20 protein-coding genes, 1 other RNA gene and 2 pseudogenes are annotated in these 24,869 nt (G+C 63.6%); 11 read left to right on the top strand and 12 right to left on the bottom strand.

Annotation, left to right across the window (positions count from 1 at the left end; translation table 11 throughout):
- Window positions 1-20: 20 nt before the first annotated feature.
- The 4 genes and pseudogenes from ruvB to BLR13_RS41785 form a co-directional block, all read right to left on the bottom strand.
- On the bottom strand, window positions 21-1,070 hold the full coding sequence (gene ruvB, locus BLR13_RS22310; RefSeq protein ID WP_074819514.1) for a Holliday junction branch migration DNA helicase RuvB: 1,050 nt from the start codon (window positions 1,068-1,070) through the stop codon (window positions 21-23).
- 184 nt (window positions 1,071-1,254) lie between these two features.
- On the bottom strand, window positions 1,255-1,872 hold the full coding sequence (gene ruvA / locus BLR13_RS22305; RefSeq protein ID WP_074819515.1) for a Holliday junction branch migration protein RuvA: 618 nt from the start codon (window positions 1,870-1,872) through the stop codon (window positions 1,255-1,257).
- Window positions 1,869-2,396, bottom strand: coding sequence for a crossover junction endodeoxyribonuclease RuvC (gene ruvC / locus BLR13_RS41790; protein ID WP_074831224.1), 528 nt, complete (start codon window positions 2,394-2,396; stop codon window positions 1,869-1,871). Before ruvC ends, ruvA begins: the two co-directional genes overlap by 4 nt.
- A gap of 132 nt (window positions 2,397-2,528) precedes the next feature.
- Window positions 2,529-3,428: pseudogene (locus tag BLR13_RS41785) on the bottom strand (IS481 family transposase); the annotation flags it as partial.
- A 215-nt stretch (window positions 3,429-3,643) separates the two neighbouring features.
- Between BLR13_RS41785 and BLR13_RS22295 the strand changes: the two are divergent.
- Window positions 3,644-4,630: pseudogene (locus tag BLR13_RS22295) on the top strand (IS30 family transposase); the annotation flags it as partial.
- 25 nt (window positions 4,631-4,655) lie between these two features.
- Here the strand turns inward: BLR13_RS22295 and BLR13_RS22290 are convergent.
- Window positions 4,656-5,402 carry a YebC/PmpR family DNA-binding transcriptional regulator gene (locus tag BLR13_RS22290; RefSeq protein WP_074819517.1) on the bottom strand — a complete coding sequence of 249 codons (747 nt, stop codon included), beginning with the start codon at window positions 5,400-5,402 and terminating at the stop codon, window positions 4,656-4,658.
- A gap of 203 nt (window positions 5,403-5,605) precedes the next feature.
- Between BLR13_RS22290 and BLR13_RS22285 the strand changes: the two genes are divergently transcribed.
- From BLR13_RS22285 to BLR13_RS22240, 9 genes are all read left to right on the top strand, one after another.
- Complete coding sequence (locus BLR13_RS22285; RefSeq protein WP_074819519.1) at window positions 5,606-7,375, top strand: methyl-accepting chemotaxis protein; 1,770 nt, start codon at window positions 5,606-5,608, stop codon at window positions 7,373-7,375.
- Window positions 7,376-7,403: 28 nt separating this feature from the next.
- Window positions 7,404-8,831: a methyl-accepting chemotaxis protein gene (locus BLR13_RS22280; protein ID WP_074819520.1), complete on the top strand. Its 1,428-nt coding sequence runs from the start codon at window positions 7,404-7,406 to the stop codon at window positions 8,829-8,831.
- 217 nt (window positions 8,832-9,048) lie between these two features.
- Window positions 9,049-9,255 carry a hypothetical protein gene (locus BLR13_RS22275; protein ID WP_074819522.1) on the top strand — a complete coding sequence of 69 codons (207 nt, stop codon included), beginning with the start codon at window positions 9,049-9,051 and terminating at the stop codon, window positions 9,253-9,255.
- Between the two features lie 84 nt (window positions 9,256-9,339).
- Window positions 9,340-10,020 carry a Crp/Fnr family transcriptional regulator gene (locus tag BLR13_RS22270; protein ID WP_074819524.1) on the top strand — a complete coding sequence of 227 codons (681 nt, stop codon included), beginning with the start codon at window positions 9,340-9,342 and terminating at the stop codon, window positions 10,018-10,020.
- 1,067 nt (window positions 10,021-11,087) lie between these two features.
- Complete coding sequence (locus BLR13_RS22260; protein ID WP_074819527.1) at window positions 11,088-11,306, top strand: DUF6894 family protein; 219 nt, start codon at window positions 11,088-11,090, stop codon at window positions 11,304-11,306.
- 56 nt (window positions 11,307-11,362) lie between these two features.
- On the top strand, window positions 11,363-11,569 hold the full coding sequence (locus BLR13_RS22255) for a hypothetical protein (RefSeq protein ID WP_349517536.1): 207 nt from the start codon (window positions 11,363-11,365) through the stop codon (window positions 11,567-11,569).
- Window positions 11,570-11,787: 218 nt separating this feature from the next.
- Window positions 11,788-12,252, top strand: a complete 465-nt coding sequence (locus tag BLR13_RS22250; RefSeq protein WP_074819529.1) for a (2Fe-2S)-binding protein — start codon at window positions 11,788-11,790, stop codon at window positions 12,250-12,252.
- 9 nt (window positions 12,253-12,261) lie between these two features.
- A complete protein-coding gene (locus BLR13_RS22245) occupies window positions 12,262-14,457 on the top strand; it encodes a xanthine dehydrogenase family protein molybdopterin-binding subunit (RefSeq protein WP_074819531.1) in 2,196 nt (731 codons plus the stop codon).
- A complete protein-coding gene (locus BLR13_RS22240) occupies window positions 14,454-15,797 on the top strand; it encodes a c-type cytochrome (RefSeq protein WP_074819532.1) in 1,344 nt (447 codons plus the stop codon). Before BLR13_RS22245 ends, BLR13_RS22240 begins: the two co-directional genes overlap by 4 nt.
- Before the next feature lie 12 nt (window positions 15,798-15,809).
- Here BLR13_RS22240 and BLR13_RS22235 read toward each other — a convergent pair whose 3' ends face one another.
- The 7 genes from BLR13_RS22235 to BLR13_RS22205 all read right to left on the bottom strand — a co-directional run bounded on the left by BLR13_RS22235 (window position 15,810) and on the right by BLR13_RS22205 (window position 22,483).
- On the bottom strand, window positions 15,810-17,612 hold the full coding sequence (locus BLR13_RS22235; RefSeq protein WP_244524914.1) for an adenylate/guanylate cyclase domain-containing protein: 1,803 nt from the start codon (window positions 17,610-17,612) through the stop codon (window positions 15,810-15,812).
- 289 nt (window positions 17,613-17,901) lie between these two features.
- On the bottom strand, window positions 17,902-19,668 hold the full coding sequence (locus tag BLR13_RS22230) for an adenylate/guanylate cyclase domain-containing protein (protein ID WP_244524913.1): 1,767 nt from the start codon (window positions 19,666-19,668) through the stop codon (window positions 17,902-17,904).
- A 59-nt stretch (window positions 19,669-19,727) separates the two neighbouring features.
- Window positions 19,728-20,552, bottom strand: coding sequence for a TIGR00282 family metallophosphoesterase (locus BLR13_RS22225; RefSeq protein ID WP_074819535.1), 825 nt, complete (start codon window positions 20,550-20,552; stop codon window positions 19,728-19,730).
- Between the two features lie 3 nt (window positions 20,553-20,555).
- Entirely contained in the window at window positions 20,556-21,131 is a 576-nt protein-coding gene (locus BLR13_RS22220; RefSeq protein ID WP_074819537.1) for a 5-formyltetrahydrofolate cyclo-ligase, read from the bottom strand.
- 174 nt (window positions 21,132-21,305) lie between these two features.
- Window positions 21,306-21,465: non-coding RNA, 6S RNA (gene ssrS / locus BLR13_RS22215), on the bottom strand.
- A 311-nt stretch (window positions 21,466-21,776) separates the two neighbouring features.
- On the bottom strand, window positions 21,777-22,160 hold the full coding sequence (locus BLR13_RS22210) for a cell division protein ZapA (RefSeq protein ID WP_074819538.1): 384 nt from the start codon (window positions 22,158-22,160) through the stop codon (window positions 21,777-21,779).
- Window positions 22,157-22,483 carry a DUF4164 domain-containing protein gene (locus BLR13_RS22205; RefSeq protein ID WP_074819540.1) on the bottom strand — a complete coding sequence of 109 codons (327 nt, stop codon included), beginning with the start codon at window positions 22,481-22,483 and terminating at the stop codon, window positions 22,157-22,159. The genes BLR13_RS22210 and BLR13_RS22205 overlap by 4 nt, the downstream gene beginning before the upstream one ends.
- A gap of 286 nt (window positions 22,484-22,769) precedes the next feature.
- On the opposite strand from BLR13_RS22205, the gene tkt reads away from it, so the two are divergent.
- The gene (gene tkt / locus BLR13_RS22200) at window positions 22,770-24,755 is read left to right on the top strand and encodes a transketolase (RefSeq protein ID WP_074819542.1); all 1,986 of its coding nucleotides are present in this window, start codon (window positions 22,770-22,772) and stop codon (window positions 24,753-24,755) included.
- Window positions 24,756-24,869 lie beyond the last annotated feature (114 nt).

Here is a 24,869-nt window from a genome sequence, read left to right as displayed (position 1 = left end):
GAAGCAATGAATATCGACGGCTACGCGTCGTCTTCGCCACCGCCGAACAATCCGAACTGCGCCGGATCGCGCGCGGGCTCGGCGAGGCCGAGATGCTTGAACGCGTGCGAGGTCAACAGCCGGCCGCGCGGCGTGCGCTGCAGGTAGCCGCACTGGATCAGGAACGGCTCGATGATGTCCTCGATGGCGTCGCGCGGCTCCGAGAGCGCCGCCGCCATGGTCTCGACGCCAACCGGTCCGCCGCCATAGTTCATCGCAATCGTCGTGAGATAGCGGCGGTCCATCGCATCGAGGCCGGCGGAATCGACTTCCAGCGCGCTCAGCGCGTGGTCGGCGATGGCGCGGTCGATCGAACTGGCATCCGCCGCGGAGGCGAAATCGCGCACCCGCCGCAACAGCCGCCCGGCGATGCGCGGCGTACCGCGGGCGCGGCGCGCGATCTCGTTGGCGCCATCCGGCGACATGCCGATATTGAGCACACGGGCACCGCGGGTGACGATTCTTTCGAGTTCTTCCTCGGTGTAGAAATTCAGCCGCACCGGAATGCCAAAACGGTCGCGCAGCGGATTGGTCAGCAGCCCTGCGCGCGTCGTCGCGCCGACCAGCGTGAACTTGGCGAGATCAATCTTGACCGACCGCGCCGCCGGCCCCTCGCCAATGATGAGATCGAGCTGAAAATCCTCCATCGCGGGATAGAGCACTTCCTCCACCGCCGGGCTGAGGCGATGGATTTCGTCGATGAACAGCACATCGCGCTCTTCAAGATTGGTCAGCAGCGCCGCGAGATCGCCGGCTTTCGCAATGACGGGACCCGAGGTGGCGCGAAAGCCGACACCGAGCTCGCGCGCGACGATCTGCGCCAGCGTGGTCTTGCCCAAACCGGGCGGACCGACGAACAGCACGTGATCCAGCGCCTCATTCCGCTTGCGCGCCGCCTCGATGAAGATCGAGAGATTCTTGCGCGCCTGCGCTTGTCCGACGAATTCCGACAGCAGTTGCGGCCGCAGCGCGGTGTCGCCAACATCGTCGGAACGGCGCTCAGGGGTAACAATGCGGGAGGGCGTGTTCATGCGGCAATGCTAGCATGAGACTTCCTCTCCCCGCTTGCGGGGAGAGGGTTGGGGTGAGGGGGCTCTCGGCAGGGCTGGACTCGCGGAGAGTCCCCCTCACCCGGATTGCTTCGCAATCCGACCTCTCCCCGCGAGCGGGGCGAGGTAAAGAGGGCCGGATCGCCTCCATGTCTAGCGACGAACCTCACTTCGACAGTTCCTTCAGGCCCAGGCGGATCAGTTGCGCGGTCTCGGCGTGTTCACCGGCGCTGCGCGAGGCCTGCGCGATGGCGGCCGCCGCCTGCGGCTGGCCGTAGCCGAGATTGACCAGCGCCGAGATCGCATCCGTCACCGGGCGCGGCGCGCGGTCATTGTCGATGGCGCCGGACAGATGGACCAGCGCCGGGTCGACGGTGGCGAATTGAGGCGCCTTGTCCTTCAACTCAGTAACAATGCGTTCGGCCACCTTCGGCCCGACGCCGGGCGTGCGGCTCACCGCGGCCTTGTCGCGTAGCGCAATCGCGTTGGCGAGTTCGGCCGGCGGCAGTGTCGAGAGCACCGCCAGCGCCACTTTGGCGCCGACACCCTGCACGGTCTGCAGGAGGCGAAACCATTCGCGTTCGACGTCGCTGCGAAAGCCGAACAGTTTGATCTGGTCCTCGCGCACATAGGTTTCGATCGACAGTATCGCGGCCTCGCCGGGCGCAGGCAGCGCCTGCAGCGTGCGCGACGAGCAGTGCACCTGATAGCCGACGCCGCCGACGTCGAGGATCACGTAATCCTCGCCGTAGCTGTCGATCAGGCCCTTGAGTTTGCCGATCATAGGTTCGCCACCTTCAGCCGCAGCGCGGTGCTGGCGCGGTGATGGGCGTGCGTGATCGCGATTGCCAGCGCGTCGGCGGCGTCGGCCGATTTCGGCTCGGCCTTCGGCAGCAGGATTTTCAGCATCACGGCGATCTGGTTCTTGTCGGCATGTCCGGCGCCGACCACGGTCTTCTTGACCTGGTTCGGTGCATATTCCGCGACCTCGATGCCGAACATCGCCGGCGCCAGCATCGCGACCCCGCGCGCCTGGCCGAGCTTCAGGGTAGCAACCCCGTCCTTGTTCACAAACGTCTGCTCGACCGCGGCCTCCGCCGGCCTGAAATCGCCGAGCACGGCGGCGAGCCCCTCATGGATCGCCAGGAGGCGGCTGGCGAGCGGCAGATGGTCCGGCGGCTCCACCGAACCGCACCCGATAAAGACCAGACGATTGCCCTCGGTCTCGATCACGCCCCAGCCGGTGCGGCGCAGGCCGGGGTCGATGCCGATGATCCGGACGGGTTGGCGAATCGGGGGTGACGTCATGACGTAGTGATAACGCCAGACCATCGTGAACGAAACATAAACAAAGTGGTCATCCCCTGCCGGAGCGCTGAGGTGCATCGTCGTCCCTGCGAACGTGTTTGGTCCCGGAAGATTGGTGAGGGCCTGGATGGGGGCCTTGTATCCAAGGCATTTGAGGCGGGTTCGATTGTAATCGTGGACGAACTTGCCGAGGAAGGCGTCGCGATCGGCATGGTCGGCGAATGTGCGGCGGGCGCTGCCGCGCTTTTCCTCGCGGCCGATGGCTTCGGCGATGCGGCGATTGAAGCGCTCGACCAAACCGTTGGTCTGCGGGTGGTAGGGCTTGGTCAGGCGATGGTCGATGCCGTGTTGCTTGCAGAGCCGATCAAAGGGATGACTGCCGGAAGGCCGACCGGGCGGCTTGTTCTTCTTGTCGACGGCGAAGCGGTCGGTGAACTCGGCGCCATTGTCGGTCAGGATGGTGTGAACATCATGCGGGAAGTGGGCCAGGAAGCGCTGGAGGAAGCCGGCCGCAGTCTCGCTGTCCCGCCTGGAGTGGATCTCGACATAGACGTAGCGAGTGGCGCGATCGATGGCGACAAAGGCATAACTCGTGCGACGCTGCAGGGCCGGCAGATGCTTGAGGTCGATATGGATGAACCCAACACTGGCGGTCTCGAAGACGCCGGCCTTTGGCTTGTCCGGCTTGGGACGCCGACTAATCCCATTTCGCTGCAGACAGCGGTGGATGGCGCTGCGGGATAGCTTGGCATTAATGCAGCGCTGCATCACCTCGACGATGTCATCCAGCGGCAATTGCAGCGACGTCCGCAGCTCGCAAACCGCCCTCTCTTCCACAGCCGACAGGCTGGTCGTCAGGTTGCGCGGCTGATGCGAGCGGTCCGCGACCGTCGTTCGTCCGCGCCAGCGACGAATGGTGGTCTCGCTAACCCCGAGTTCCGCGGCCAATTGGACGACTGATTTCCTGCTGCGCTGGATGTAGCCGCGCGTCTTTGGCGTCGTCGTAGCATTGGCGTGCAGGTTCAGTTCCATGACTCGAGGCGCTCCCTGATAAAGGCCACGCCTCGTTCTACACCGATTCCGTCCAACCAATCTTCCGGGACCAAACACGAACGCAGGGGGACCCATAGCCGCCGGCGGTTATTGGACGAAAGGTCTCTGCCACCGCGCTACAATCGAAAGATCACGCGGTATGGGTCCCCTGAGTTCACAAACGAAGTGCAACACTTCCGATTGGAGGTGTTGCCATGGGGCGGAGTTACGGACAGCTTTCGCTGGAAGATCGATGCGAGATTGCCCGGCTTTCTGCCAATGGCAGCTCGGTCCGGCAAATCGCGGCAGCTCTGGATCGCTCGCCATCAACGATTTCTCGGGAACTGAAGCGCAATCGCGGCGCCCAGGTGGGGTACAAACCCGGCTACGCCCAGCAGCAGACCAAAGCGCGGCGCTGGAAGGGCTCGCGCCTGGAACGCGATGAGAGCTTGCGAGCCGCCGTCCTTGAGCGGCTCGCGAGCGGATGGTCGCCCGAGCAGATCGCCGGCCGGCTCAAGCACGAGCAGCGGCGCAAGGTGATCTCCTATGAGAGCATCTATCGCTTCATCTACGCCCAGCTTGCCCGCACCAGAGACTACCGTTGGCGGCACTATCTGCCCCGTGGCAAAAGCAAGCGCGGCTGCCGGGGCAGGAAGGGCGGAGGCTCGCCAAACTTCATTGAAGGCCGTGTTCCGGTGGCAAAACGGCCGATCGAGGTCTCCACTCGCCAGACCTGCGGTCACTGGGAAGCCGACCTGATGATGTTCTCAAAATACGGGCAGGCCATCCTGACCGTGCATGAGCGCAAGTCCCGCCTCTTGCTGGCGATCCGGCTGGCCAACAAGGCGGCTCACGGCGTCGCCCGCCATCTCGTCAACCTGTTCGGCTCCATGCCGCAACCGCTTCGTCAGACCGTGACCTTCGACAACGGCACCGAGTTCGCTCGTCACCTCGCGTTGCGCAGCCTGGCGATCGAGACCTTCTTCTGCGATCCCTACGCCCCCTGGCAAAAGGGCGGCATCGAGAACGCCATCGGCAGGATGCGCCGCTTCATGCCCCGCAAAACCGACCTCGCAACACTCTCAAACAGCCGATTTCGCAGTCTCGTTGCCGCCTACAACAACACCCCGCGCAAATGCCTTGACTTCAGGACCCCGGCTGAGACCTTTGCCCAAGTGTTGCACTTCGAGTGTGAATCCACCTCCCCGCGTTCGCGGGGACGACAAATTAACCACCCATCTTGGCGACCAGCGCGTCCGAAATCTCGAAGTTGGCGTAGACGTTCTGGACGTCGTCGTGCTCGTTCAACAGGTCCATCAGCTTCATGAGCTTCTCGCCGACCTCGTCCTCGACCGCGATGGTGTTCTGCGGCTTCCAGGTCAGCGCCGCCTTGCGGGCTTCGCCGAACTTCGCTTCCAGCGCCTTGGCCACCTCGCGGAAGGTCTCCTGCGAGGCATAGATCTCATGGCCGCTCTCGCTGGAGATCACGTCGTCGGCGCCGGCCTCGATCGCGGCGTCCAGCATCGCGTCGTCGGACGCGACCTTGGCGTCATATTCGATGATGCCGGTGCGATCGAACATGAAGGCGACCGAGCCGGTTTCGCCGAGATTGCCGCCGGATTTGGTGAAGTAGGTGCGGATATCGGAAGCTGAGCGGTTGCGGTTGTCGGTCAGCGCCTCGACGATCACGGCGACGCCGCCGGGCCCATAACCCTCGTAGCGGATTTCGTCGTAGCTCTCGCTGTCGCCGCCGGTCGCCTTCTTCACCGCGCGCTCGATATTGTCCTTCGGCATGTTTTCCTGGCGCGCCGCGATAATGGCCGCGCGCAGCCGCGGATTCATGGCCGGGTCCGGGGTGCCCAGTTTGGCGGCCACGGTGATTTCCCGCGCCAGCTTGCCGAACACCTTCGACTTCTGGGCGTCCTGCTTGCCCTTGCGGTGCATGATGTTCTTGAATTGGGAATGGCCGGCCATGCGAGGGTCTCTTGGATTCGTCCCGAGGGGATTTTTGGTGAAAGCGCGGCCTTATAGGCCGGCGACCGGCCAAAATCAAAGATTTGCCCAAGGTTCCGCCAAGGGAACCGGTACCGTCTGCCGGAATATGAGGCAGTTGTTAACCATGACTTCATGCTCGGATGAGAGGATATCCCACCCATCCTCAACTTCTATGAGCCCCCATGGCGTTCGGTTTGTTCGGAAAGCGAGTGCCCAAAGCGGCTGCGCCTGCCGCCGAACCCAACGATTCTGCGGTGGTTCCGGTAGCCGCCGCCGTGGCCGAGACGGCCGCGGCCGAACGCGATTCGGCCAGGGAAATCCTTGAACTGCTGGAGCTCGAACTCGGCGGCATGATCCGCCAGCTCGAACGCGCCGCCAATTCGGTGGCCGGCGGGGCCGAGGCGACGGCCGCGACCCTTTCCACCATCCGTCAACGCACCGACGCGCTGACCGGCCACACCAGCGCCGCGCAGAACACGGCCACGACCTTTTCGCAGGTCGCCGACAAGTTCACCCAATCGGCTGAGGGTATCGGTTCGCAGGTGCGCGACGCCGGCAAGCTCGCCGACCAGGCCAGCGCTGCCGCCCGCGAAGCCAGCGCCAATGTGGAACGCTTGCGGGAATCTTCGGCCGCGATCGGCAACGTGGTCAACCTGATCGCGCAGATCGCGCGGCAAACCACGCTGCTGGCGCTCAACTCCACCATCGAGGCCGCGCGCGCGGGCGAGGCCGGCCGCGGTTTCGCCGTCGTCGCCACCGAGGTGAAGGCGCTGGCGGTACAGACCCAGAATGCCACCGAGGAAATCACCAAGAAGATCGAGGCGCTGCAGCGCGACGCCACCGGCTCGGCCGATGCCGTGCAGCGCATTTCGCAGGCGATCGAGGCGATCCGCCCGGTGTTCGAGACCGTCAACGGCGCGGTGGCCGAGCAGAGCCAGACCACCGGCGAGATGTCCGACAACGCCGCCTCCACCTCGCGCTTCATCGTCTCGGTCGGCGACAGCGCGAGCGAGATCGGCAACGTCACCAAGGAAGCCGAGGCGCATGGCGAAAGCGTCGCCAAGGCAGGCCAGGCCGTCACGATGTTCGCGCAGAAGCTCAAGTCGCGCTGCGCCGTGCTGCTGCGCCAGAACGAGGGCACCGATCGCCGCAAGCACGAAAAGCTGCCCTGCAGCCTGCAGATCGAAATCACGACCTCGCGCGGCAACGTCACCGCACCGGTCTACGAGATTTCGAACGAAGGCATTCTGATCAGCGGTCCGGATGCGGAACGGCTGACGCGACACGAAACCGTTGCCGCCACGCTGCAGAACGTCGGCGCCTGCAGGATCCGCATCGGCGAGCGCACCAAGGCCGGCGTACTGGCGCAGTTCGAGCGGCCGGATGTGGCCTTGAAGGAAGCGATCGAAGACGCGCTGTGGGCGATCCACGACGAGAACACCGAGTTCGTCACCCGCGCCATGGAGGCCGGCGTTGCGCTGACCAGGATATTCGAGAACGGCGTCGCCAGCGGCGCGATCTCGATCGAGGACATGTTCGATACCGACTATGTGGAAATCCCGGGCACCAATCCGGTCCAGCACCGAACAAAAATTCTGGACTGGGCCGACCGTGCGTTGCCGGCGTTCCAGGAAGCCTGCCTGGCCAAGGATCCGCGCATGGCGTTCTGCGCGACGATCGATCGCAACGGCTATCTGCCGGTCCACAACAAGATCTATTCCCACCCGCAGCGGCCGGGCGATGTCACCTGGAACACCGCCAACAGCCGCAACCGGCGCATCTTCAACGATGCGGCGGGCCTTGCCGCAGGCCGCAACCAGCGCGCCTACTTGGTTCAGAGCTATGCCCGCGACATGGGCAACGGCAAAACCGTCATGATGCGCGAGATCGACGTTCCGATCCGCGTCAAGGGCCGCCATTGGGGCGCCTTCCGCACCGCGTACAGACTGTGACCCGGACTTCAACCGAGGAGATGCCGTGATGCCGGCAGCTCAATCCGCAGAACCAAATCCCGCCGCGGCGACGCCGTCGGCCAGCGACCGGCTGGTCGATCAACTCGCCAACCGGATCGGCGGCCTCGGCGTCGAGCTCGCCGACGTCGCCGGCAACCTGCAGGAAGTAGCCTCCCGGGTTTCCGGCCAATCCGATCGGTTCGGCCAGTTGCAGAAAACCGCCGAGACGATGGTATCCGCCAATCACGGCATTGCCGGTGCCTCGCAGGCGGTGCAGGCGGCGACTACCGCTGCCGTCGGCGAAATCACGCAATCGCGCAGCGTCGTCGAGACCGCGGTCCAGCATATCGCCGAACTGATCGAAGCCGTCGGCCGCATCGAACACCGGCTGGGCTCGGTCGGCTCCGCTCTGTCCGAGGTCGCAAAAGTCTCGGGATCGATCGAGGCGATTGCGCGGCAAACCAACCTGCTGGCCCTGAATGCGACCATCGAGGCCGCGCGCGCCGGCGCCGCCGGACGCGGCTTTGCGGTCGTCGCCAGCGAAGTGAAGAATCTCGCCGAAGCGACCCGGCAGGCGACGCAGCTGATCGGCGATACCGTGCGCGGGCTCGACGGCCAGGTCAGCAACCTGATCGGCGAGAGCGGCGACGCCTCGGCTCGGGCCAAGAACGCCGGCGAAGGCGCCGCGCGGATCCAAAGCATCATCGCCCGCGTGCAGGACGGCTTTACCGCGGTTGGTCGCGAGATCGACGGCGTCACCAAGGCGGCGACCTCCAATCTCGCGCATTGCGACCGCGTGATCGACGAACTCGGCCATCTCGCCAAGAGCGTCGATCTGTCGTCGACCGACCTCCGGCGTGCCGATGACCGGGTCGCCAAGCTGCTCGAAAACTCCGAGGGACTGATCGCACTGATCGCCGACAGCGGCGTCGAGACGTCGGATGCGCCGCTGATCCGGGTCGTGATCGAAACCGCCAGGCAGATCTCGGCCGCGTTCGACGATGCCGTGCAGCGCGGCGAGATCACGGTCGATCAATTGATGGACGAGAAATATCGCGAGATACCGGGCACCGACCCGAAGCAATATCTGACCGACTACACCGCCCTCACCGACCGCATTCTGCCCGCGATCCAGGACCCGGTTCAGAAGCACGATCCGCGCATCGTGTTTTGCGTCGCCTGGGCCCGGGGCGGCTATCTTCCGACCCACAATCCGAACTATCGTCATCCACAAGGCGCCGACCCGGTCTGGAACAATGCGAACTGCCGCAACCGTCGTCTGTTCAGCGATCGCGCCGTCAAGAAGGTGGCTGCGAGCACCAGGTCGTTCCTGCTGCAGACCTACCGGCGCGACATGGGCGGCGGCAATTTCGTACTGATGAAGGACCTCTCCTCGCCGATCCGCGTGCGCGGCCGCCATTGGGGCGCCTTCCGCATGGGCTTCCGGCAGTCCTGATTTACGTCTGCCCGCACACGTGAACTACCGCCCAACGGGACATAACGGCTGCATACCAAAGCCGACCCAAATGATCCGGATAACATTTTGGAATGTGAGCAATTTTGACCAGCGCGATGGTGTTGCAATGCGGCACAAAGGTCCATCACCGGGGCGCTTCCGGCATCCACCGGCAACCGAGAGTTTTGACGCCCGCCTCTCCAAAGGGTAAGGCATCATGCCCTCTGCCAATCGCCTGCCCGTGGAAGAGCGCCGCTACACGATGGTTGAGCTTTACGAACTCCGCCGGGTCATCATAAAATACGCGCGTTCGATCCCACTTGGGCCGGCCCGTAACAAGCACCGGCAGATTGCGGCCTCGATGCGCTCGCTAACCAGGGACAGGGATTGGCTCGCTATCCATACCGTGGATGGCATCAAGTAAGGCCGCGTCAGCGGCATTTATCCCGGACCGCCTGGGCCATCGATGGCCAAGGTAGAAGTCCCAGTGCGCGGGACCAGACCGGAAATGGCAAATAACAGTACCCAGGCTGCTTTTGATCCCAAGGCGTTTCTCGCCATCGTGGGCGACGGGAAAACCATCCTTGAATTTCACAAGGACCAGATCGTTTTCTCGCAAGGAGACGCGGCGGAAACGATCTTTTACATTCAAAAGGGCCGGGTCAAGGTCGTCGTCATATCCGAACAAGGCAAGGAAGCCGTCGTCGGGATTTTTGGACCCGGCCAGTTCTTTGGCGAAGGCTGCATGAACGGTCATTCGGTGCGCATCGCCACCACGACCGCGATGGAAAACAGTCTGGTTACCGCCATCACGAAGACGGCGATGCTTGCAGTGCTCCACGATCAGCCGAAGTTTTCCGAGATGTTCATGGCCTACTTGTTGACCCGCAACAGCCGGATTGAAGAAGATCTGATCGACCAGCTGTTCAATTCCAGCGAAAAGCGGCTAGCTCGCCTGCTGCTTCTGTTGGCGAATTTCGGCAAGGAGGGGAGTCCTCAACCCATCATTCCCAATATCAGCCAGGAAACCCTGGCAGAAATGATCGGCACGACCCGGTCCCGCGTCAGCTTCTTCATGAACAAATTCCGCAAGCTTGGCTTCATCAGCTACAACGGAAAAATTGAAGTCAACAGTTCTCTGTTGAACGCGGTCTTGTACGACAAACCAGAGATCAAGCGCGAACCGTGACAAGCGGCACCAAGAGAACGGCCCCAGCCTGGGGGCTGGCTTCCCGCTGGGGCCGATCTTTGCGAACGGAGCGCGTCCTCGTGGGCGTCCCATCCACCGCGAATGCCAGCACATCCCGACTTCCGACGCTGGTCAATTTTGACCACGAAATAGAAATTTTCAGGTCCTGATTCAGACGGCACCGAAGCGGGCCGCTCGCATGCTTCCGTGATTGATGGACGGTCATGAAATCAGAAGCGGCTTTTTTGAAATTGCCGGCCGCTCGCCGCGAACGATTGCCGCCGGGACGACTTGGCCGTGTCGAACGCTCTACCCATAGGCGTTCGATGCGTGTGTGATGGCCCCAGCGATCTCCCCCGACGCTGGGGCCTTTCGCTATCTGGGAGACGCGCCAACTGACTAATTTTTGGAAGATGAGCAAAATCGAACAGACGGGAGGAAAGCGGCAGGGGCAATCTGGTGGGATCACCGGCCCGCTGCGGCATCTACCCGGTGACTGAGAGTTCTGGAACGCTCCCGCCTGGTACAGGGAAGCCTCATGACTTCATCCCAACAGTTTCTGACCGCTATTGAGCGCCCTCGCTGTATCCGTTGCCAGACGCGGATGATGCTGGAACGCGTGTCGCCGGGGCCCATAGGCTTCGAGCACCGGTTGTTCGAATGCCCGAAGTGCGATCGCGTGGAGATCAGCGTCATTGCATCGGACCCCTTCAAGTCGAAAGCGGTCGGATGGCTGGCTGGCGAACTCAGAGCACCGCATTGAGGAAACTTCCATGCTCGAAAGACAAAACCAGGGCCCGCAATGCACCGCTTGCGGTTCTCCCATGAAACTTTCGGCGATTGAGCCGAGCAGTACGGGGCGGGACTTGCGAACGTTTACTTGCCCGATCTGCCGAAGAGTTCAGGTGCACATCATCGAAAGTGTGGTGACGGAGGCCTGGCTGGAGCCGCTACGCACCATCAAAGGCCGCCCACAAAGTGCCGTCACTCACGCGGTTCAAGGCGGACGCATGATTCCTAAGGGGACACACTAGATTGGCCGACATCCGCGAAACCGGGCATTAACCATGCGAAAATTCTTTTTCGACATGAAAGACGGCGTCCCGATGCGAGACCGCGTCGGCATTGAGTTCAACACCAATGCCGAAGCGATCAGTCACTGCAAGGAGATCGCGCAGGACTTCCGCAACAACAGCCTGCGGGACGACCAGGACCTCGAGATATTGGTTGTCAACGAAAACGGGAGAGAGATTCATCGCGAGTTTGTTCACCGCGAGCCGGAATAAGGGCGGCAAGTCCGATTTTCCCCCTGCAAGAATCCGTTCTGAACCGGTGGCCCAAAATGATGAATAACTCAACTCTCGAGTTCGAACGCCTGTTGGGCAAGGCCGCGCTCGCATTGTGGCCGTACCTGCCTCGCGACGTGCAGGAAAACCTCTTCGAAACCGCGGTGGTCGGGGACGTCACGATTAGAAACCATTTGGCTTCGTACCTGCACGACCACCATCCGAAGACGGCGCACCCGGCAAAGCCGACGCAGTTGGCGTGAAACGGGCTACAATTCCGTCACCTTGGGGATTTCAATCAGCCCAAAACCGATGCAGTCGGTTCCGCACGATTTCGTGATGCGCATCGTCTGGCGCTTCGACCATGCAGATCGGCATTGCCAGGAATGTTTCCGCTTCCTAGTTCGTTGCTGTGGGGTATGTTTCTCGCACTCCGCCAACGTGTCCGCTGCCCGCGACCGTCGAATCTCTGGGGGTGCATATGGCAACCACGCTGACCATTAATGGCGAACCAAAATCTTTTGACGCCCCCGCCGACATGCCCCTGCTCTGGGTGCTGCGCGACATCCTCGGATTGACCGGCACCAAATTCGGCTGCGGCATCGCCCAATGCGGCGCCTGCACGGTGCATATCGACGGCAAACCGGTACGCTCCTGCGTGCTGCCGGTCGGCGCGGTGCGCGATCGCCCGGTGACCACCATCGAAGGTGTCGGCGCGTCGCCCGCCGGGGCGAAGGTGCAAAAGGCCTGGCTCGATCTCGAAGTGATCCAGTGCGGCTATTGCCAGTCCGGCCAGATCATGTCGGCCGCGGCGCTGCTTGCCGCCACGCCTAATCCCGACGATTCCGACATCGACGCTGCAATGGCCGGAAATATCTGCCGCTGCGGCACTTATGTGCGCATTCGCGAAGCCATCAAGCAAGCCGCGACCGGACGCCAGTCGTAGGAGCGCGCCATGAACTCATCAGAGAAAACAGCCGCGAGAAAGACCTCCGATGGCGTTTCGCGCCGCGCGCTGCTGAGCAGCGGACTGGCCGGCGGCTTCCTGCTCGCCTTCCATCTGCCGCTGCGCGCCGCCGTCAACGAGCCGGTACAGCCACCTGACGTGACCGACGGCAAATTCGCGCCCAACGCCTTTATCCGGATCGACGCGGACGGCGCGACCACGCTGGTGATGCCGCAGGTCGAAATGGGCCAGGGAATCTACACCGCCATTTCGATGATTCTGGCCGAAGAGCTCGACGCCGATTGGTCGCAAGTGAAGCTGCAACACGCGCCGGCGAACGAGAAGCTTTACGGCAATCCCATCTTCATCATTCAGGCGACCGGCGGCTCCACGTCGGTCCGGGCTTTCTGGAAGCCGCTTCGCGCGGCAGGTGCCAGCGCGCGCGCCATGCTGGTGCAGGCGGCAGCGGCGCAATGGGAAGTCGATCCGGCAAGCTGCACCACATCGAAGGGTGTGGTGACGCACAAGGCGAGCGGGCGGACCCTTTCCTATGGCGCGCTGGCGCAGGCCGCGGGTAACCTGACGCCGCCCAAGGATATACAGCCCAAGGACCCCAAGGATTTCGTCTACATCGGCCAACCGTTCAAGCGGCTCGACACGCCAGACAAGGTCAATGGCAAGGCGATCTACGGCATCGACGCGATGCTGCCGGACATGAAGTTCGCAACCCTGGCGCAATGCCCTGTGTTCGGCGGCGAGGTCGGCAAGGTCGACGACAGTGCTGCGAAGAAGATTCCCGGCGTGCAGAAGATCGTGGTGCTCGACGATCTCGTCGCCGTGGTCGGCGATCACATGTGGGCGGCCAAGAAGGGCCTCGATGCGCTCAAGATCGAGTGGAACGAGGGCCCCAACGCCAGGATCAATTCGAAGGCAGTCTGGGACGACCTGCGCGCGGCCAGCGAAAAGGACGGCGTGGTCGCCAAATCCACCGGCGATATCGCCAAGAGCCTCGCGACCGGTGAAAAATTCGAGGCTTCGTTCGAGTTGCCGTTTCTCGCCCATGCCACGATGGAGCCGCTGAACGCTACGGTGCATTGCAAGCCGGATTCCTGCGAAATCTGGACCGGGACGCAGATCATGGCGCGCGTACAGTCGGAGGCCGCGAAGGCGGCCGGGCTGCCGGTCGAGAAGGTGATCGTCAACAATCACCTGCTGGGCGGCGGCTTCGGCCGCAAGCTCGAGCCCGACATGGTGGTCGCGGCCGTTCGCATCGCCAAGCAGGTCGACGGGCCGGTAAAAGTCGTGTGGACGCGCGAGGAAGACATCCAGCACGACGTTTACCGCCCGGTCTATCGCGACACGATTGCTGCAAGCCTGTCCGGCGGCAAGATCGTCGGCTGGAAATACAAGATCTCCGGCGCCGCAATCATTGCGCGCTGGCTGCCGCCGGCGTTCCAGAAGGGCATCGACATCGACGCGATCGATAGCGCAGTCGACGTGCCCTACGACATCCCGAATTTCCACGTCGAATATGTGCGGGCCGAAGCGCCGGGGGTGCCGACCGGATTCTGGCGCGGGGTCGGCCCCAACAACAATGTGTTTGCCGCCGAATGCTTCATGGACGAACTGGCGCGCAAGGCGGGCAAAGACCCCGTTGAATTTCGTCGCGGGATGCTGGCCAACCAGCCGCGGTTCCTGTCGGTACTCGACCTCGCCGCGGAAAAAGCCAATTGGGGCCAGCCGCTGCCGGCGCGGGTCGGGCGCGGCGTGTGTCTGCAACCGTCTTTCGGAAGTTTCATCGCCACGGTGGTGGAAGCGGAAGTCGACGAGCAGGGTGAGATCAAGCTGCGCCGCGTGACCTCGGTGGTGGATACCGGCATTGCCGTCAACCCCGACACCATCATGGCCCAGGTCGAGGGCGGACTGATCTTCGGCCTCACCGCCGCACTCTATGGCGAGATCACCATCGACAAGGGCCGCGTCCAGCAATCGAACTTCCACGACTACCGGATGCTGCGGATCGATCAAACGCCCAAAATCCAGGTGCATGTGGTCAAGAGCGGCGAAATGCCCGGCGGAATCGGCGAGACCGGTACGACAGCGGGACCGCCGGCGCTGCGCAACGCGATCTATGCCGCAACCGGCGTCGCCTTGCGCAGGTTGCCGATCGACCGTTCCCTGCTGGCGGCGGGGAAAAAAGCATGAGCCCGCACGCGCGTCGTATTCTCATCATCATCGTCGGCATCGTGGTGGCGGCGGGGCTGATCGCCGTCTGGGTCATCCGCGGCCCCGACCCCATGGCGTTCGCCGGCGGTCCACGCGAGTCGCTGTCGGACTTCAAGGGACCCGATCCGACCGGCGTTCCCAAGGCGCTCGCGCAGGCCAGCCCTGTGGAGCGCGGCGAGTATCTGGCGAAGGCGGCGGACTGCATGGTCTGCCACACCACGCAGGGCGGCAAGGAATATGCCGGCGGCCTCGGCTTCAAGCTGCCGTTCGGCACGCTCTATTCGACCAACATCACGCCGGACAAGGAAACCGGCATCGGCAATTACAGCGACAAGGATTTCCTCAACGCGGTTCAGCGCGGCGTCAGGCACGACGGCGCGCGGCTTTATCCGGCGATGCCCTATACGTCCTACACCTATATCAGCGATGCCGATGCGCTGGCGATCAAGGCCTATCTGTTCAGCCTGCCGCCGGTGCGCGCGACGCCCCCCGCCAACACGCTGGCGTTTCCGTTCAACCAGCGCTGGGCGATGATGTTCTGGTCCGCGGTGTTCAATCCGGACACGCGATACGAGCCGGATACATCGAAGAGCCCGGAATGGAACAGAGGCGCCTATCTCGCCGAAGCGCTCGCCCATTGCGGCGAATGTCACACGCCGAGAAATCTTGCCTTCGCGCTCAACAACCGCAAGAAATTCGCCGGCGCGATCACCGCGGGCTGGCGCGCCTTCAATATCTCCTCGGACAAGGCGACCGGCGTCGGCGGCTGGCGTGACGACGACCTGATTTCCTATCTCTCGATCGGACATGCCGCGGGCCATGGCACCGCGTCAGGGCCGATGGGCGAAGCGGTCGACCACAGCTTGAGCCGGATGACGCCGGAAGACATCCGCGCCATCGTGACCTATCTGCGCAGCGTACCGCCGGTCGCGTCCAGCGATCTGCCGGCGACCCTGGCACCGCCGGCCTCCGCTTCGCACAAGGACGGCTCGCAGGAGGCCCGCGGCAAGATGGTGTTCCAGGGCGCCTGCGTCAGTTGCCATGGCTGGACCGGCGAAAGCGCGATCTCGCCGACGGCGACGCTGACCGGCGCGTGGGCGGTGAACGACCCCGGCGCCACCAACGTGGCGCAGATCGTGATCTCCGGAACCAGGCGCGACACGCCCGAAGGCGCGCTGTCGATGCCGGCGTTCGGCAACGCCTATTCCGACGACGAGATTGCCGCTGTCGCCAATTACGTCACCGCGCGTTTCGGCAGCAAGGGCTCGAAGCTGACGGCGCAGGACGTCGCTGACTTGCGCAAGCAGACGTCGGAGTAGTCGACGGGTGAGCTAGTCCGGCAGACCGGCGTCGCGGAGCGCGGCGGCGATTTCGTCGCGGCGGTGGGCACGGCGCACCGGATAGGCCTCGGTCACATGCGAGGTGCGGAAGCCCGGCGCAATCTTCAAGAGACGGCCGACCGCCTTCTGGGTCTCGCCGGGACGTCCGGCGCGCACGGCATTGATAATGAAGGCCCCCAGCGAATGCGCGTTGACATTGAACTGGATCGATTTCAACGCCGCGGCGCAGCCCTCCTCGTAGCGCGCCAGCGAGAAGAAGGCATGTGACGTGCCGTTCCAGGCGCTGATGCGCAACGGATCGAGCGGGCTCAACCGGATCATGCGGTCAAAACTCTCGATCGCGCGCTCGGTCTCGTCGCACATCAGCGCGACCCAGCCGCGCGAAAACCAGACGATGGCAAGGTTCGGATTGAGGCCGACCGCCTGCTCGATCATGCTGACGCCGAGGTCGTATTCGTGGGCGAGATAGGCCATCACATGACCGGACGTCGCCAGCACGAACGCGTCCTCGTCGGCGAGCCGCGCGGCCAGCCGCGCATGCCGGATAGCTTCGGTCCGTTGCGCGGCATCGAGCGGCTGGCCGTTGATGGCCTGTCGCGCCATCCACATCCAGCCGACCATGGCATGAGCCGCCGCATGCTCCGGATCGTGCTCGATCGCCTTTTCGAAGAACGCCTGCGCATCCTTCAGCGACGACCACTGGTGCAGCAGCGAAGCACCCCGCAAATAGAAATCGTAGCTGTCGAGCTTCTCGGTCGGCTTGCGTCGCGCCCGTTCGATCTCGGCCTGCTCCAGGCGCGGCGCGATCAATCCGACCACGCTGGTCGCGACCTGGTCCTGCAAACCGAACACATCCGCGAGGTCGCCGTCGAAGCGGTCGGCCCAAATATGGTTGCCGGTCGCCGCCTCAATCAACTGACCGCTGATACGAACCTTCTGGCCGACCTTGCGGACGCTGCCCTCGAGAATGTAGCGCACGCCGAGTTCGCGGCCGACCTGCTTGATGTCGACGGCCTTGCCCTTGTAGGCAAAGCTCGAATTACGCGCAATCACGAACAGCGACTTGAACCGCGACAGCGCGGTAATGATCTCCTCGACCATGCCGTCGGCGAAATATTCCTGCTCGCGATCGCCGCTCATGTTCTCGAACGGCAGCACCGCGATCGATGGCTTGTCGGGCAGCGGCGGAAGCGCGCTCGACGGCTGTTCCGGAATTCTGGCGACATCCGGCGCAGCACTTCGCGGCGGCGCGGACGCGGGCTCGCCGCCAACCCGAACCTGCCAGACGCGCATCGGTTCGGCGATGTTCTTCAGGGCTTGCGAACCGAGGTCGCCGAAGTCGATATCGACCTTGCCGCGGATCTGCCGGTGCGCGTCGTCGGAGATGCAGATGCCGCCGGGTTCGGCCATCCCTTCGAGGCGTGCAGCGATGTTGACGCCGTCGCCGAAAATATCGTTGTCGTCGATGATGATGTCGCCGACGTGAATGCCGATGCGGAATTCGATTCTGAGCTCACGGGGCACGGTGGCGTTCTGCGCCGCCATGCCGCGCTGGACCTCGACCGCGCACCGCGCCGCATCGACGGCGCTGGCGAACTCGACCAGCATCCCGTCGCCGGAGGTCTTGACGATGCGGCCGCGATGATCGGCGATGACCGGATCGACCAGCGTCGCCCGTACGCCCTTCAGCGCCGCCAGCGTCCGCTCTTCGTCGTTACCCATCAAACGGCTGTAGCCGGCGACATCCGCCGCCACCACCGCCGCCAACCGACGCTCTACGTGCTTGATAGCCAAAGGGTTCCCGGGGTCGAGTTGCACTCTCGGCCACATCAAAGCACGACAAACTGTCGCAGGCTAGAGCATGACGGGTTGGAGTTGAATTTCGATTCGCCGCAAGCGCGAAGCACTGACGATCTCGTGTGTCCCGGACGCGGCCCGGCGCCTCCGCCAGCGCGTTCACGCGCGTCTTCGGCGCGCTATCGGCGGTGAATCACAGGGCCTGGACACAAAATCGCGAAAACAACCCCATGCAAAGTAGAATGGACCGGCTCGGCGCAGTCGTGCTGCGCTGAAGTCGACATGCCTAGTCCGGTAGCCCCGCCTCGCGCAGCGCTGCTTCTATTTCAGCCCGCCGCTCGGGCCAGCGGACCGGGAAGGCCTCGCTGACGTACGAAGCGCGAAAGCCGGGCTGCAGTTTCAACAATTGCGCAACCGCTTCGCTTGCCTCCACAGCACGACCGGTACGAACCGCGTTCATGATGTAGGCTCCAAGCGTATGCACATTGGCGCCAAATTGAACCGATTTCGTCGCCGACACACAGCCTTCTTCATAACGGCCCAGCTGAAACAACGCGAATGAACTTCCGTTCCAGGCGCCAACCCGCAACGGGTCGAGCGGACTCAACCTGATCATTCGCTCGAAACTTTCGACCGCGTGTTCCGCTTCGCCGCACATGAGCGAGACCCAGCCCCGGCAGTACCAAGCGACAGCGAGATTGGGGTTGAGCGTGACCGCCTGCTCCACCATCGATGTGCCCCGATCATATTCGTGACCGAGGTAGGTCAGAACATGACCCGATCTGGCGAGGACAAAAGCGTCACCGCTTCCCACTTTTGAGCCCAAATGGGCAAGCCGAATTGCCTCTGTCCGCATTTCAATCGTTAGAGGCATACCATGGATCGATTGTTGCATCAGCAATGTCCAGGCAGCCATGGCATACGCGGCGCCAAATTCCGGGTCTTGTTCAAAAGCCTTTCTAAAAAATTCGCGCGCCTCGGCCAGCGATGACATTCTGTTCGCCAGCGCCTTGCCGCGCAGATAGAAATCGTAGCTGTCCAGCCTGTCGGTGGGCTTTTGTTTCGCCCGCTCGATCTCGGCCTGCTCAAGCGTCGGAGCGATCAAGCCCACGACGCTGGTGGTGACCTGGTCCTGAAGACCGAATACGTCCTCAAGTGCGCCGTCGAATTTGTCCGCCCATAGATGCCGGCCGGTCGCGGCCTCGATCAGCTGGCCGGTGATGCGCACGCGATTTCCCGCTTTCCTGACGCTTCCTTCCAGTACATAGCGCACGCCAAGCTCGCGCCCGACCTGCTTGATATCGACGGCCTTGCCTTTGTAGGTGAAGCTGGAGTTTCGGGCGATCACAAACAGCGACTTGAAACGCGACAGCGCGGTGATGATGTCCTCGACCATGCCGTCGGCAAAATATTCCTGTTCCGGATCGCCGCTCATGTTCTGGAAGGGCAGGACGGCGATGGAGGGCTTGTCGGGAAGCGCGAGCGGTTGAACAGCGTCGGCCGGCGCCTTCGAAGGAGCGTTAGCATCAAGCCGCGCGCGCCAGGTGCGCATCGGCTCGGCGATATTCTTCAGGTTTTGCGAACCCATGTCGTCGAAGACGGTGTCGACCTTACCGCGAACCTGCCGCTGCGCGTCGTCGGAGATGCAGATGCCGCCGGGCTCCGCGATGCCTTCGAGACGCGCGGCGATGTTGACGCCATCGCCGAAAATGTCGTCGTCGTCGATGATGATGTCGCCGACGTGAATGCCGATGCGGAATTCGATTCTAATATCCTGCGATACTTTGCCGTTTTTTTCGTGCATGGCGCGCTGGACTTCCACCGCGCAGCGCACGGCATCCACGGCGCTGGCGAACTCGACCAGCAAGCCGTCGCCGGTGGTCTTGACAATGCGCCCCTGATGGCGGGCCAGGGCGGGATCGATCAAGCTCCGCCTGAAAGTCTTCAGGCTGGCCAGCGTGCCCTCTTCGTCCCGGCCCATGAGGCGGCTATAGCCGGCAACGTCCGCTGCCAGAACCGCCGCCAGCCGCCGTTGCACGCGCTCGCTCGCCAAGAATGCCGCCTCTCAACCGGTCCTCGCATCAAAGCACAACCCTCGGCGGCGAGGCTAGTCTATGCCGCCCAGAATGCCGGCACCGCCGGCTCCAGCCTGCCGCCCGCCCGCACCGGCGCGATCCGCAGCGCCAGTCCGGTCGCATCGTCGGTTTCGACCGCGACGCCGGAGAGGGTGGCGACACCGAAGGCCGGTTCGAACCGGCCCGAAGGGATGCCGGTGGTAAAACGATGCAACGGCTCATCCTTCTGCATGCCGATGATCGAGTCGTAGTCGCCGGTCATGCCGGCGTCGCTCATATAGGCGGTGCCGCCGGGCAGCACCTGGTGATCGGCGGTCGGGACATGGGTATGGGTTCCGACCACGAGGCTGGCGCGGCCGTCGCAGAAAAATCCCATGCCCTGCTTTTCGCTGGTCGCCTCGCCGTGGAAATCGACCACGATGGCGTCGGCGGCCTCGCGCAGCGGACAGGCATCGAGCTCCTTGCCCACCGCGTTGAAGGGATCGTTCAAGGGCTCCATGAAGACGCGGCCCATGGCGTTGATGACCAGCGCACGCTTGCCGTTCTTGGTGTCGATCAATGCCGAGCCGCGGCCGGGCGTATGGCGCGGAAAATTCAACGGCCGGATCAGGCGCGGCGCGCGCTCGATGAACACCAGCGCCTCCTTCTGATTCCAGGCATGGTTGCCGAGCGTGATCGCATCGGCGCCGGCGTCGATGAATTCCTGGTAGATCGCCTCGGTGATGCCGAAACCGCCGGCGGAGTTCTCGCCATTGATGATGACAAGATCGAGCGACCAATCCTTGACCATGCCCGGCAGATGTTCGGATATTGCGGTGCGGCCGGTCTTGCCGACGACGTCACCGATAAACAGAATACGCAAAGTTCAGCTCCGGAAATCGAACACTTTCTTTTCCGTTAGCACATAATCCAGCGCCACGTCGTGCGGCAGCGCCGGAACCGCCTTTATTTCCTGCACCGCAAAGGCGGTACCGATCGCCGTGATGACCTTCGCCTTGCGCAGATGCGCGAGCGTGAAGTCGTAGTGCCCGGCGCCATAGCCGATCCGGTGACCCTGGCGGTCGAAGGCCGCCAGCGGCACCAGCATGATATCGGGGATGACCTCGGCCGCCGCCGGCGACGGCTCGGGAATGCCGAGCGCCCCGAGCATCAGCCGGTCGTCGGGCGACCACGCCCGAAAGGCCAGCGACTTGCCGCGCGCCAGCACCACCGGCAGCGCCAGCTTCGCGCCCAGCCCGGCGAGATGTCGCATCAACGGCGTCGGGTCGATCTCGTTGCGGATCGGTGAATATCCGGAAACGACGGCCCCTGGGGCGATCTCGAACGGCAGAGCGCGTTTGGCCATGGCCTGCGCCGCAGCGGCGCGCTGCTCGTCGCTCAAAGCATCGCGCCTGGCGAGCGCGGCGGCGCGAAGATCGGCCTTCGAAAGGGTTGTCGTCATGCAGCATCCTTCCGCCGTCATCACCCGCTCTGTGCGAACTGCGCACGGGAGTGCGCAACTGCGCACGGGAGCGGGGGACCCAGTATTCCAGAGACTTCAGTGATTCGACCGAGACGCCGCGGCGTACTGACGTGCGCGGGGGTATGGCACACGTTGCAACAACAAAAACAAAAGTGCGAGGCCGCGATCGCCGTTGAAGCACTCGATCCCGGAGTTCCCTACGAAAGTAGGTGGGCACCATGTGACCGGGTCCACGGACCCGGCCAGGGACAGTTCCCTAAAGGATCGATAAGGCCCCGGGGATTATGGCTCCTGACGAACGACGCAGCTTCGCCCCGCCAATGTAGGCATTATGGGCCGACTCCGCCAGCGGTAAGGGGCGGCTGTACACGGCTGCGAGCGCGATCAACTGGTGCGTGCATTTGCACCCTCCCCTGGAGGGGTCCGAGACGAGCGGAGCTCGCTCGTGGGTCGGCTCGCATGAAGCGTAGCGAAATGCGAGACGGGGTGGGGTGACGGTCTCTCAACTTGGACACTGTTCGAAACGAGAGACCTTCACCCCACCCCGCCGCTTCGCGTCGACCCACGAGCGAGCTTCGCTCGTCTCGGACCCCTCCAGGGGAGGGTAAGCAAGAGGCCGCGTCGTCACCCGATCGCGACGCCGCCGCCGATGGTGCGGTTCAGCACCTGGGTGGTCTTTTCGATCCGGTCGGCCGCGGCATTGAGCGCGTTGGCGACCGCGATCTGCGTGACCCGGGCGCGATCGGTGGCAGCAACCCGAACGCTGCGCAGGTTCTCGAGTTCTTCTTCCAGCGCCCGCATGCGCTGGTTGGCGTCGAGCAGTTCGTCGCATACGGTCAGCGCCGCCATCACCGTGAGGCGCGCATCGCCGATCTCGCCGAACTTGCCGCGCAGCTCTTCGACACGGGATTCCAGGCTTTCGGCGAGCTTGAGCAGCCGCACCTCCTGCCCTTCCTCGCAGGCCATGCGGTACTGCCGGCCGTTGATGGTGACGTTGATGTGGCTCATTCGATCTCTCCGGCGTCGGCATCCAGCACCGCACGGATGGAGCCGATCGCGGCATCCAGCCGCTCGGCGATCTCGCGGTTGGTGCGCTCCAGCCGCCGCGTCTTCACCAGCGAGCCGTCGAGTTCGTCGGCGAGCCGCGACCGGTCGGTGCCGAGCGCCTGGATCCGGCTCGCCAGTTCGTTCTCGTCACGGTCCGCGTCGCGCCGCCGTTCGGCCGCGGCCTCCAGGGCGTCGAGCGCCACCATCAACCGCCGTGTCGCGGCGTCGATGTCGGCAAAGACCGGCTCGGCTTGGCCGGGCCCGTTGGCAGGACGATCGCTCATGAGAGACAGCACGCACCTTCGATCGGCCAGCCGCACAGCAAAATCAGCGGTTCGGCAAGCGGTTAGACGGTGAAATTTACGTGGCAAGCGAGGCCAGCGCAACGCCGACGCGAAGCTATGCACCGCTAAGCAACTTTTCGGACCGAAACGGCGTTGCCTTAGCCTTGGACTCACGGGATTGAGGTGCTATCCAGCCGTAAGTTTCAGTGCCGCAGGGCATACTTTCGCTGCAATTCGCCGGCGGGCGGATCGTCACCAACCTCCTCATTTCAAGCGGATTTTCATCATGACGCAGGTCGATCATACCCGTATGGCCAATGCGATCCGTGGCCTTGCCATGGACGCCGTCGAGAAGGCGAAGTCAGGCCATCCCGGTTTGCCGATGGGCGCCGCCGACGTCGCCACCGTGCTGTTCACCCAGTTCCTCAAATTCGACGCCGCCGAGCCGAACTGGCCGGACCGCGACCGATTCGTGCTGTCGGCCGGACACGGCTCGATGCTGCTCTATGCCTTGCTGTATCTGACCGGCAACAAGGACATGACGCTCGACCAGATCAAGCATTTCCGCCAGCTCGGCTCGCTGACGCCGGGTCACCCCGAAAACTTCCACACCAAGGGCATCGAGACCACCACCGGTCCGCTCGGCCAGGGCATCGCGACCGCGGTCGGCATGGCGCTGGCGGAAAAGATGCTGGCCGCCGAGTTCGGCAAAAAGGTGGTCGGTCACCACACCTATGTGCTCGTCTCCGACGGCGACCTGATGGAAGGCGTATCGCAGGAAGCGATCGCGATGGCCGGGCACTGGAAGCTCAACAAGATGATCGTGCTGTACGACGACAACGGCATCTCGATCGACGGCCCGACCTCGATTGCCGACTCGGTCGACCAGGTGAAGCGTTTCAAGTCCGCCGGCTGGGCCGCCGAACTGATCGACGGGCATGATCAGAAGGCGATTGCGGCCGCGATCACCCGCGCGCAGAAATCCAGCAAGCCGTCGCTGATCGCCTGCAAGACCACGATCGGCTTCGGCGCGCCGACGCGCGCCGGCACCGCGAAAGCCCATGGCGAGGCGCTCGGCGCCGAAGAGCTCAAGGGCGCCAAGGAAAATCTCGGCATTTCGCTCGAGCCGTTCTCGGTGCCCGAGGATGTGCTGAAAGCCTGGCGCGAAGCAGGCTCGCGCGGCGTCGCCGAGCGCAAGGCCTGGGAAGGCCGTTTCGCAGAACTCGGCAACCGCAAGCGCGCCGAATTCGAACGGCGGCTGCGGCATGAGCGCCCGGCCTCGCTGGCAAAGGCACTCAAGGCCCACAAGAAGGGGCTGCTGGAGAAGCCGGAAAATATCGCCACCCGCAAATCATCGGAATCCGCGATCGAGGCCATCGCCGCTGCGATGCCGATGGAATTCCTCGCCGGCTCCGCCGATCTCACCGGCTCCAATAACAACAAGGCGAAATCGGCGACCGCATTTTCCGCCAAGACGCCGAAGGGCCGCTTCATCCATTACGGCATCCGCGAGCACGGCATGTGCGCGGCCATGAACGGCATCTTCCTGCATGGCGGCTTTGCGCCTAACGGCGCGACCTTCCTGGTATTCACGGACTATGCGCGGCCGGCAATGCGGCTCGCGGCGCTGATGGGCACCGGCGTCGTCTACGTCATGACCCACGATTCGATCGGGCTCGGCGAAGACGGACCGACGCATCAGCCGGTCGAACATCTCTCCGCGCTGCGGGCTATCCCCAACATGCGCGTGTTCCGGCCCTGCGACGCCGTCGAGGTCACGGAGTGCTGGGAGCTGGCGCTCAATCGTACCGACGGCCCGACCGTGCTGGCGCTGACCCGACAGAACCTGCCGCAGTTGCGCACCTCGGCACCGGCGGACAATCCCTGCAGCCATGGCGCCTATGAGCTGGTCGCGGCGCAGGGCGAAGCGAAAGTGTCGCTGTTCGCTTCCGGCTCCGAGGTCGAGATCGCGGTGGCCGCCCAGAAGCAGTTGGCGGAACGCGGCATCGCGTCGCGGGTGGTCTCGGTGCCCGCGCTCGAACTGCTGCTGGCGCAGCCGGCGGACCGCCAGAAAGCCATCATCGGCAACGCGCCGGTGAAGATCGCGATCGAGGCCGCGATACGCTGGGGCTGGGATGCCGTGATCGGCAAGGATGGCGAATTCATAGGCATGCACGGTTTCGGCGCCAGCGCCCCCGCCAAGGACCTTTACAAGCACTTCGGAATTACCGCTGAGGCTGCGGTTAACGCTGCCCTGAAGCGCTTGGGCTGACGGTTGAGATTATTGGGAAAAAGGGCTACCTAAGTTCCCATCTTGACCGTTCTCGCCCGGCAGAACCGGGCGATCCGCCGTAAGCCCCTCGTGGAATGTTTCCTTTCTGGAAAC

This window comes from Bradyrhizobium ottawaense, from assembly GCF_900099825.1.
GTDB classification, from domain to species: domain Bacteria; phylum Pseudomonadota; class Alphaproteobacteria; order Rhizobiales; family Xanthobacteraceae; genus Bradyrhizobium; species Bradyrhizobium ottawaense_A.
This window is presented reverse-complemented; position numbering and strand designations above follow the sequence as displayed.

Coding starts and splice junctions, on each gene's coding strand:
- ruvB (WP_074819514.1), bottom strand. CDS start 1,070: ATGAACACGCCCTCCCGCATTGTTACCCCTGAGCGCCGTTCCGACGAT.
- ruvA (WP_074819515.1), bottom strand. CDS start 1,872: ATGATCGGCAAACTCAAGGGCCTGATCGACAGCTACGGCGAGGATTAC.
- ruvC (WP_074831224.1), bottom strand. CDS start 2,396: ATGACGTCACCCCCGATTCGCCAACCCGTCCGGATCATCGGCATCGAC.
- BLR13_RS22290 (WP_074819517.1), bottom strand. CDS start 5,402: ATGGCCGGCCATTCCCAATTCAAGAACATCATGCACCGCAAGGGCAAG.
- BLR13_RS22285 (WP_074819519.1), top strand. CDS start 5,606: ATGGCGTTCGGTTTGTTCGGAAAGCGAGTGCCCAAAGCGGCTGCGCCT.
- BLR13_RS22280 (WP_074819520.1), top strand. CDS start 7,404: ATGCCGGCAGCTCAATCCGCAGAACCAAATCCCGCCGCGGCGACGCCG.
- BLR13_RS22275 (WP_074819522.1), top strand. CDS start 9,049: ATGCCCTCTGCCAATCGCCTGCCCGTGGAAGAGCGCCGCTACACGATG.
- BLR13_RS22270 (WP_074819524.1), top strand. CDS start 9,340: ATGGCAAATAACAGTACCCAGGCTGCTTTTGATCCCAAGGCGTTTCTC.
- BLR13_RS22260 (WP_074819527.1), top strand. CDS start 11,088: ATGCGAAAATTCTTTTTCGACATGAAAGACGGCGTCCCGATGCGAGAC.
- BLR13_RS22255 (WP_349517536.1), top strand. CDS start 11,363: ATGATGAATAACTCAACTCTCGAGTTCGAACGCCTGTTGGGCAAGGCC.
- BLR13_RS22250 (WP_074819529.1), top strand. CDS start 11,788: ATGGCAACCACGCTGACCATTAATGGCGAACCAAAATCTTTTGACGCC.
- BLR13_RS22245 (WP_074819531.1), top strand. CDS start 12,262: ATGAACTCATCAGAGAAAACAGCCGCGAGAAAGACCTCCGATGGCGTT.
- BLR13_RS22240 (WP_074819532.1), top strand. CDS start 14,454: ATGAGCCCGCACGCGCGTCGTATTCTCATCATCATCGTCGGCATCGTG.
- BLR13_RS22220 (WP_074819537.1), bottom strand. CDS start 21,131: ATGACGACAACCCTTTCGAAGGCCGATCTTCGCGCCGCCGCGCTCGCC.
- BLR13_RS22210 (WP_074819538.1), bottom strand. CDS start 22,160: ATGAGCCACATCAACGTCACCATCAACGGCCGGCAGTACCGCATGGCC.
- BLR13_RS22205 (WP_074819540.1), bottom strand. CDS start 22,483: ATGAGCGATCGTCCTGCCAACGGGCCCGGCCAAGCCGAGCCGGTCTTT.
- tkt (WP_074819542.1), top strand. CDS start 22,770: ATGACGCAGGTCGATCATACCCGTATGGCCAATGCGATCCGTGGCCTT.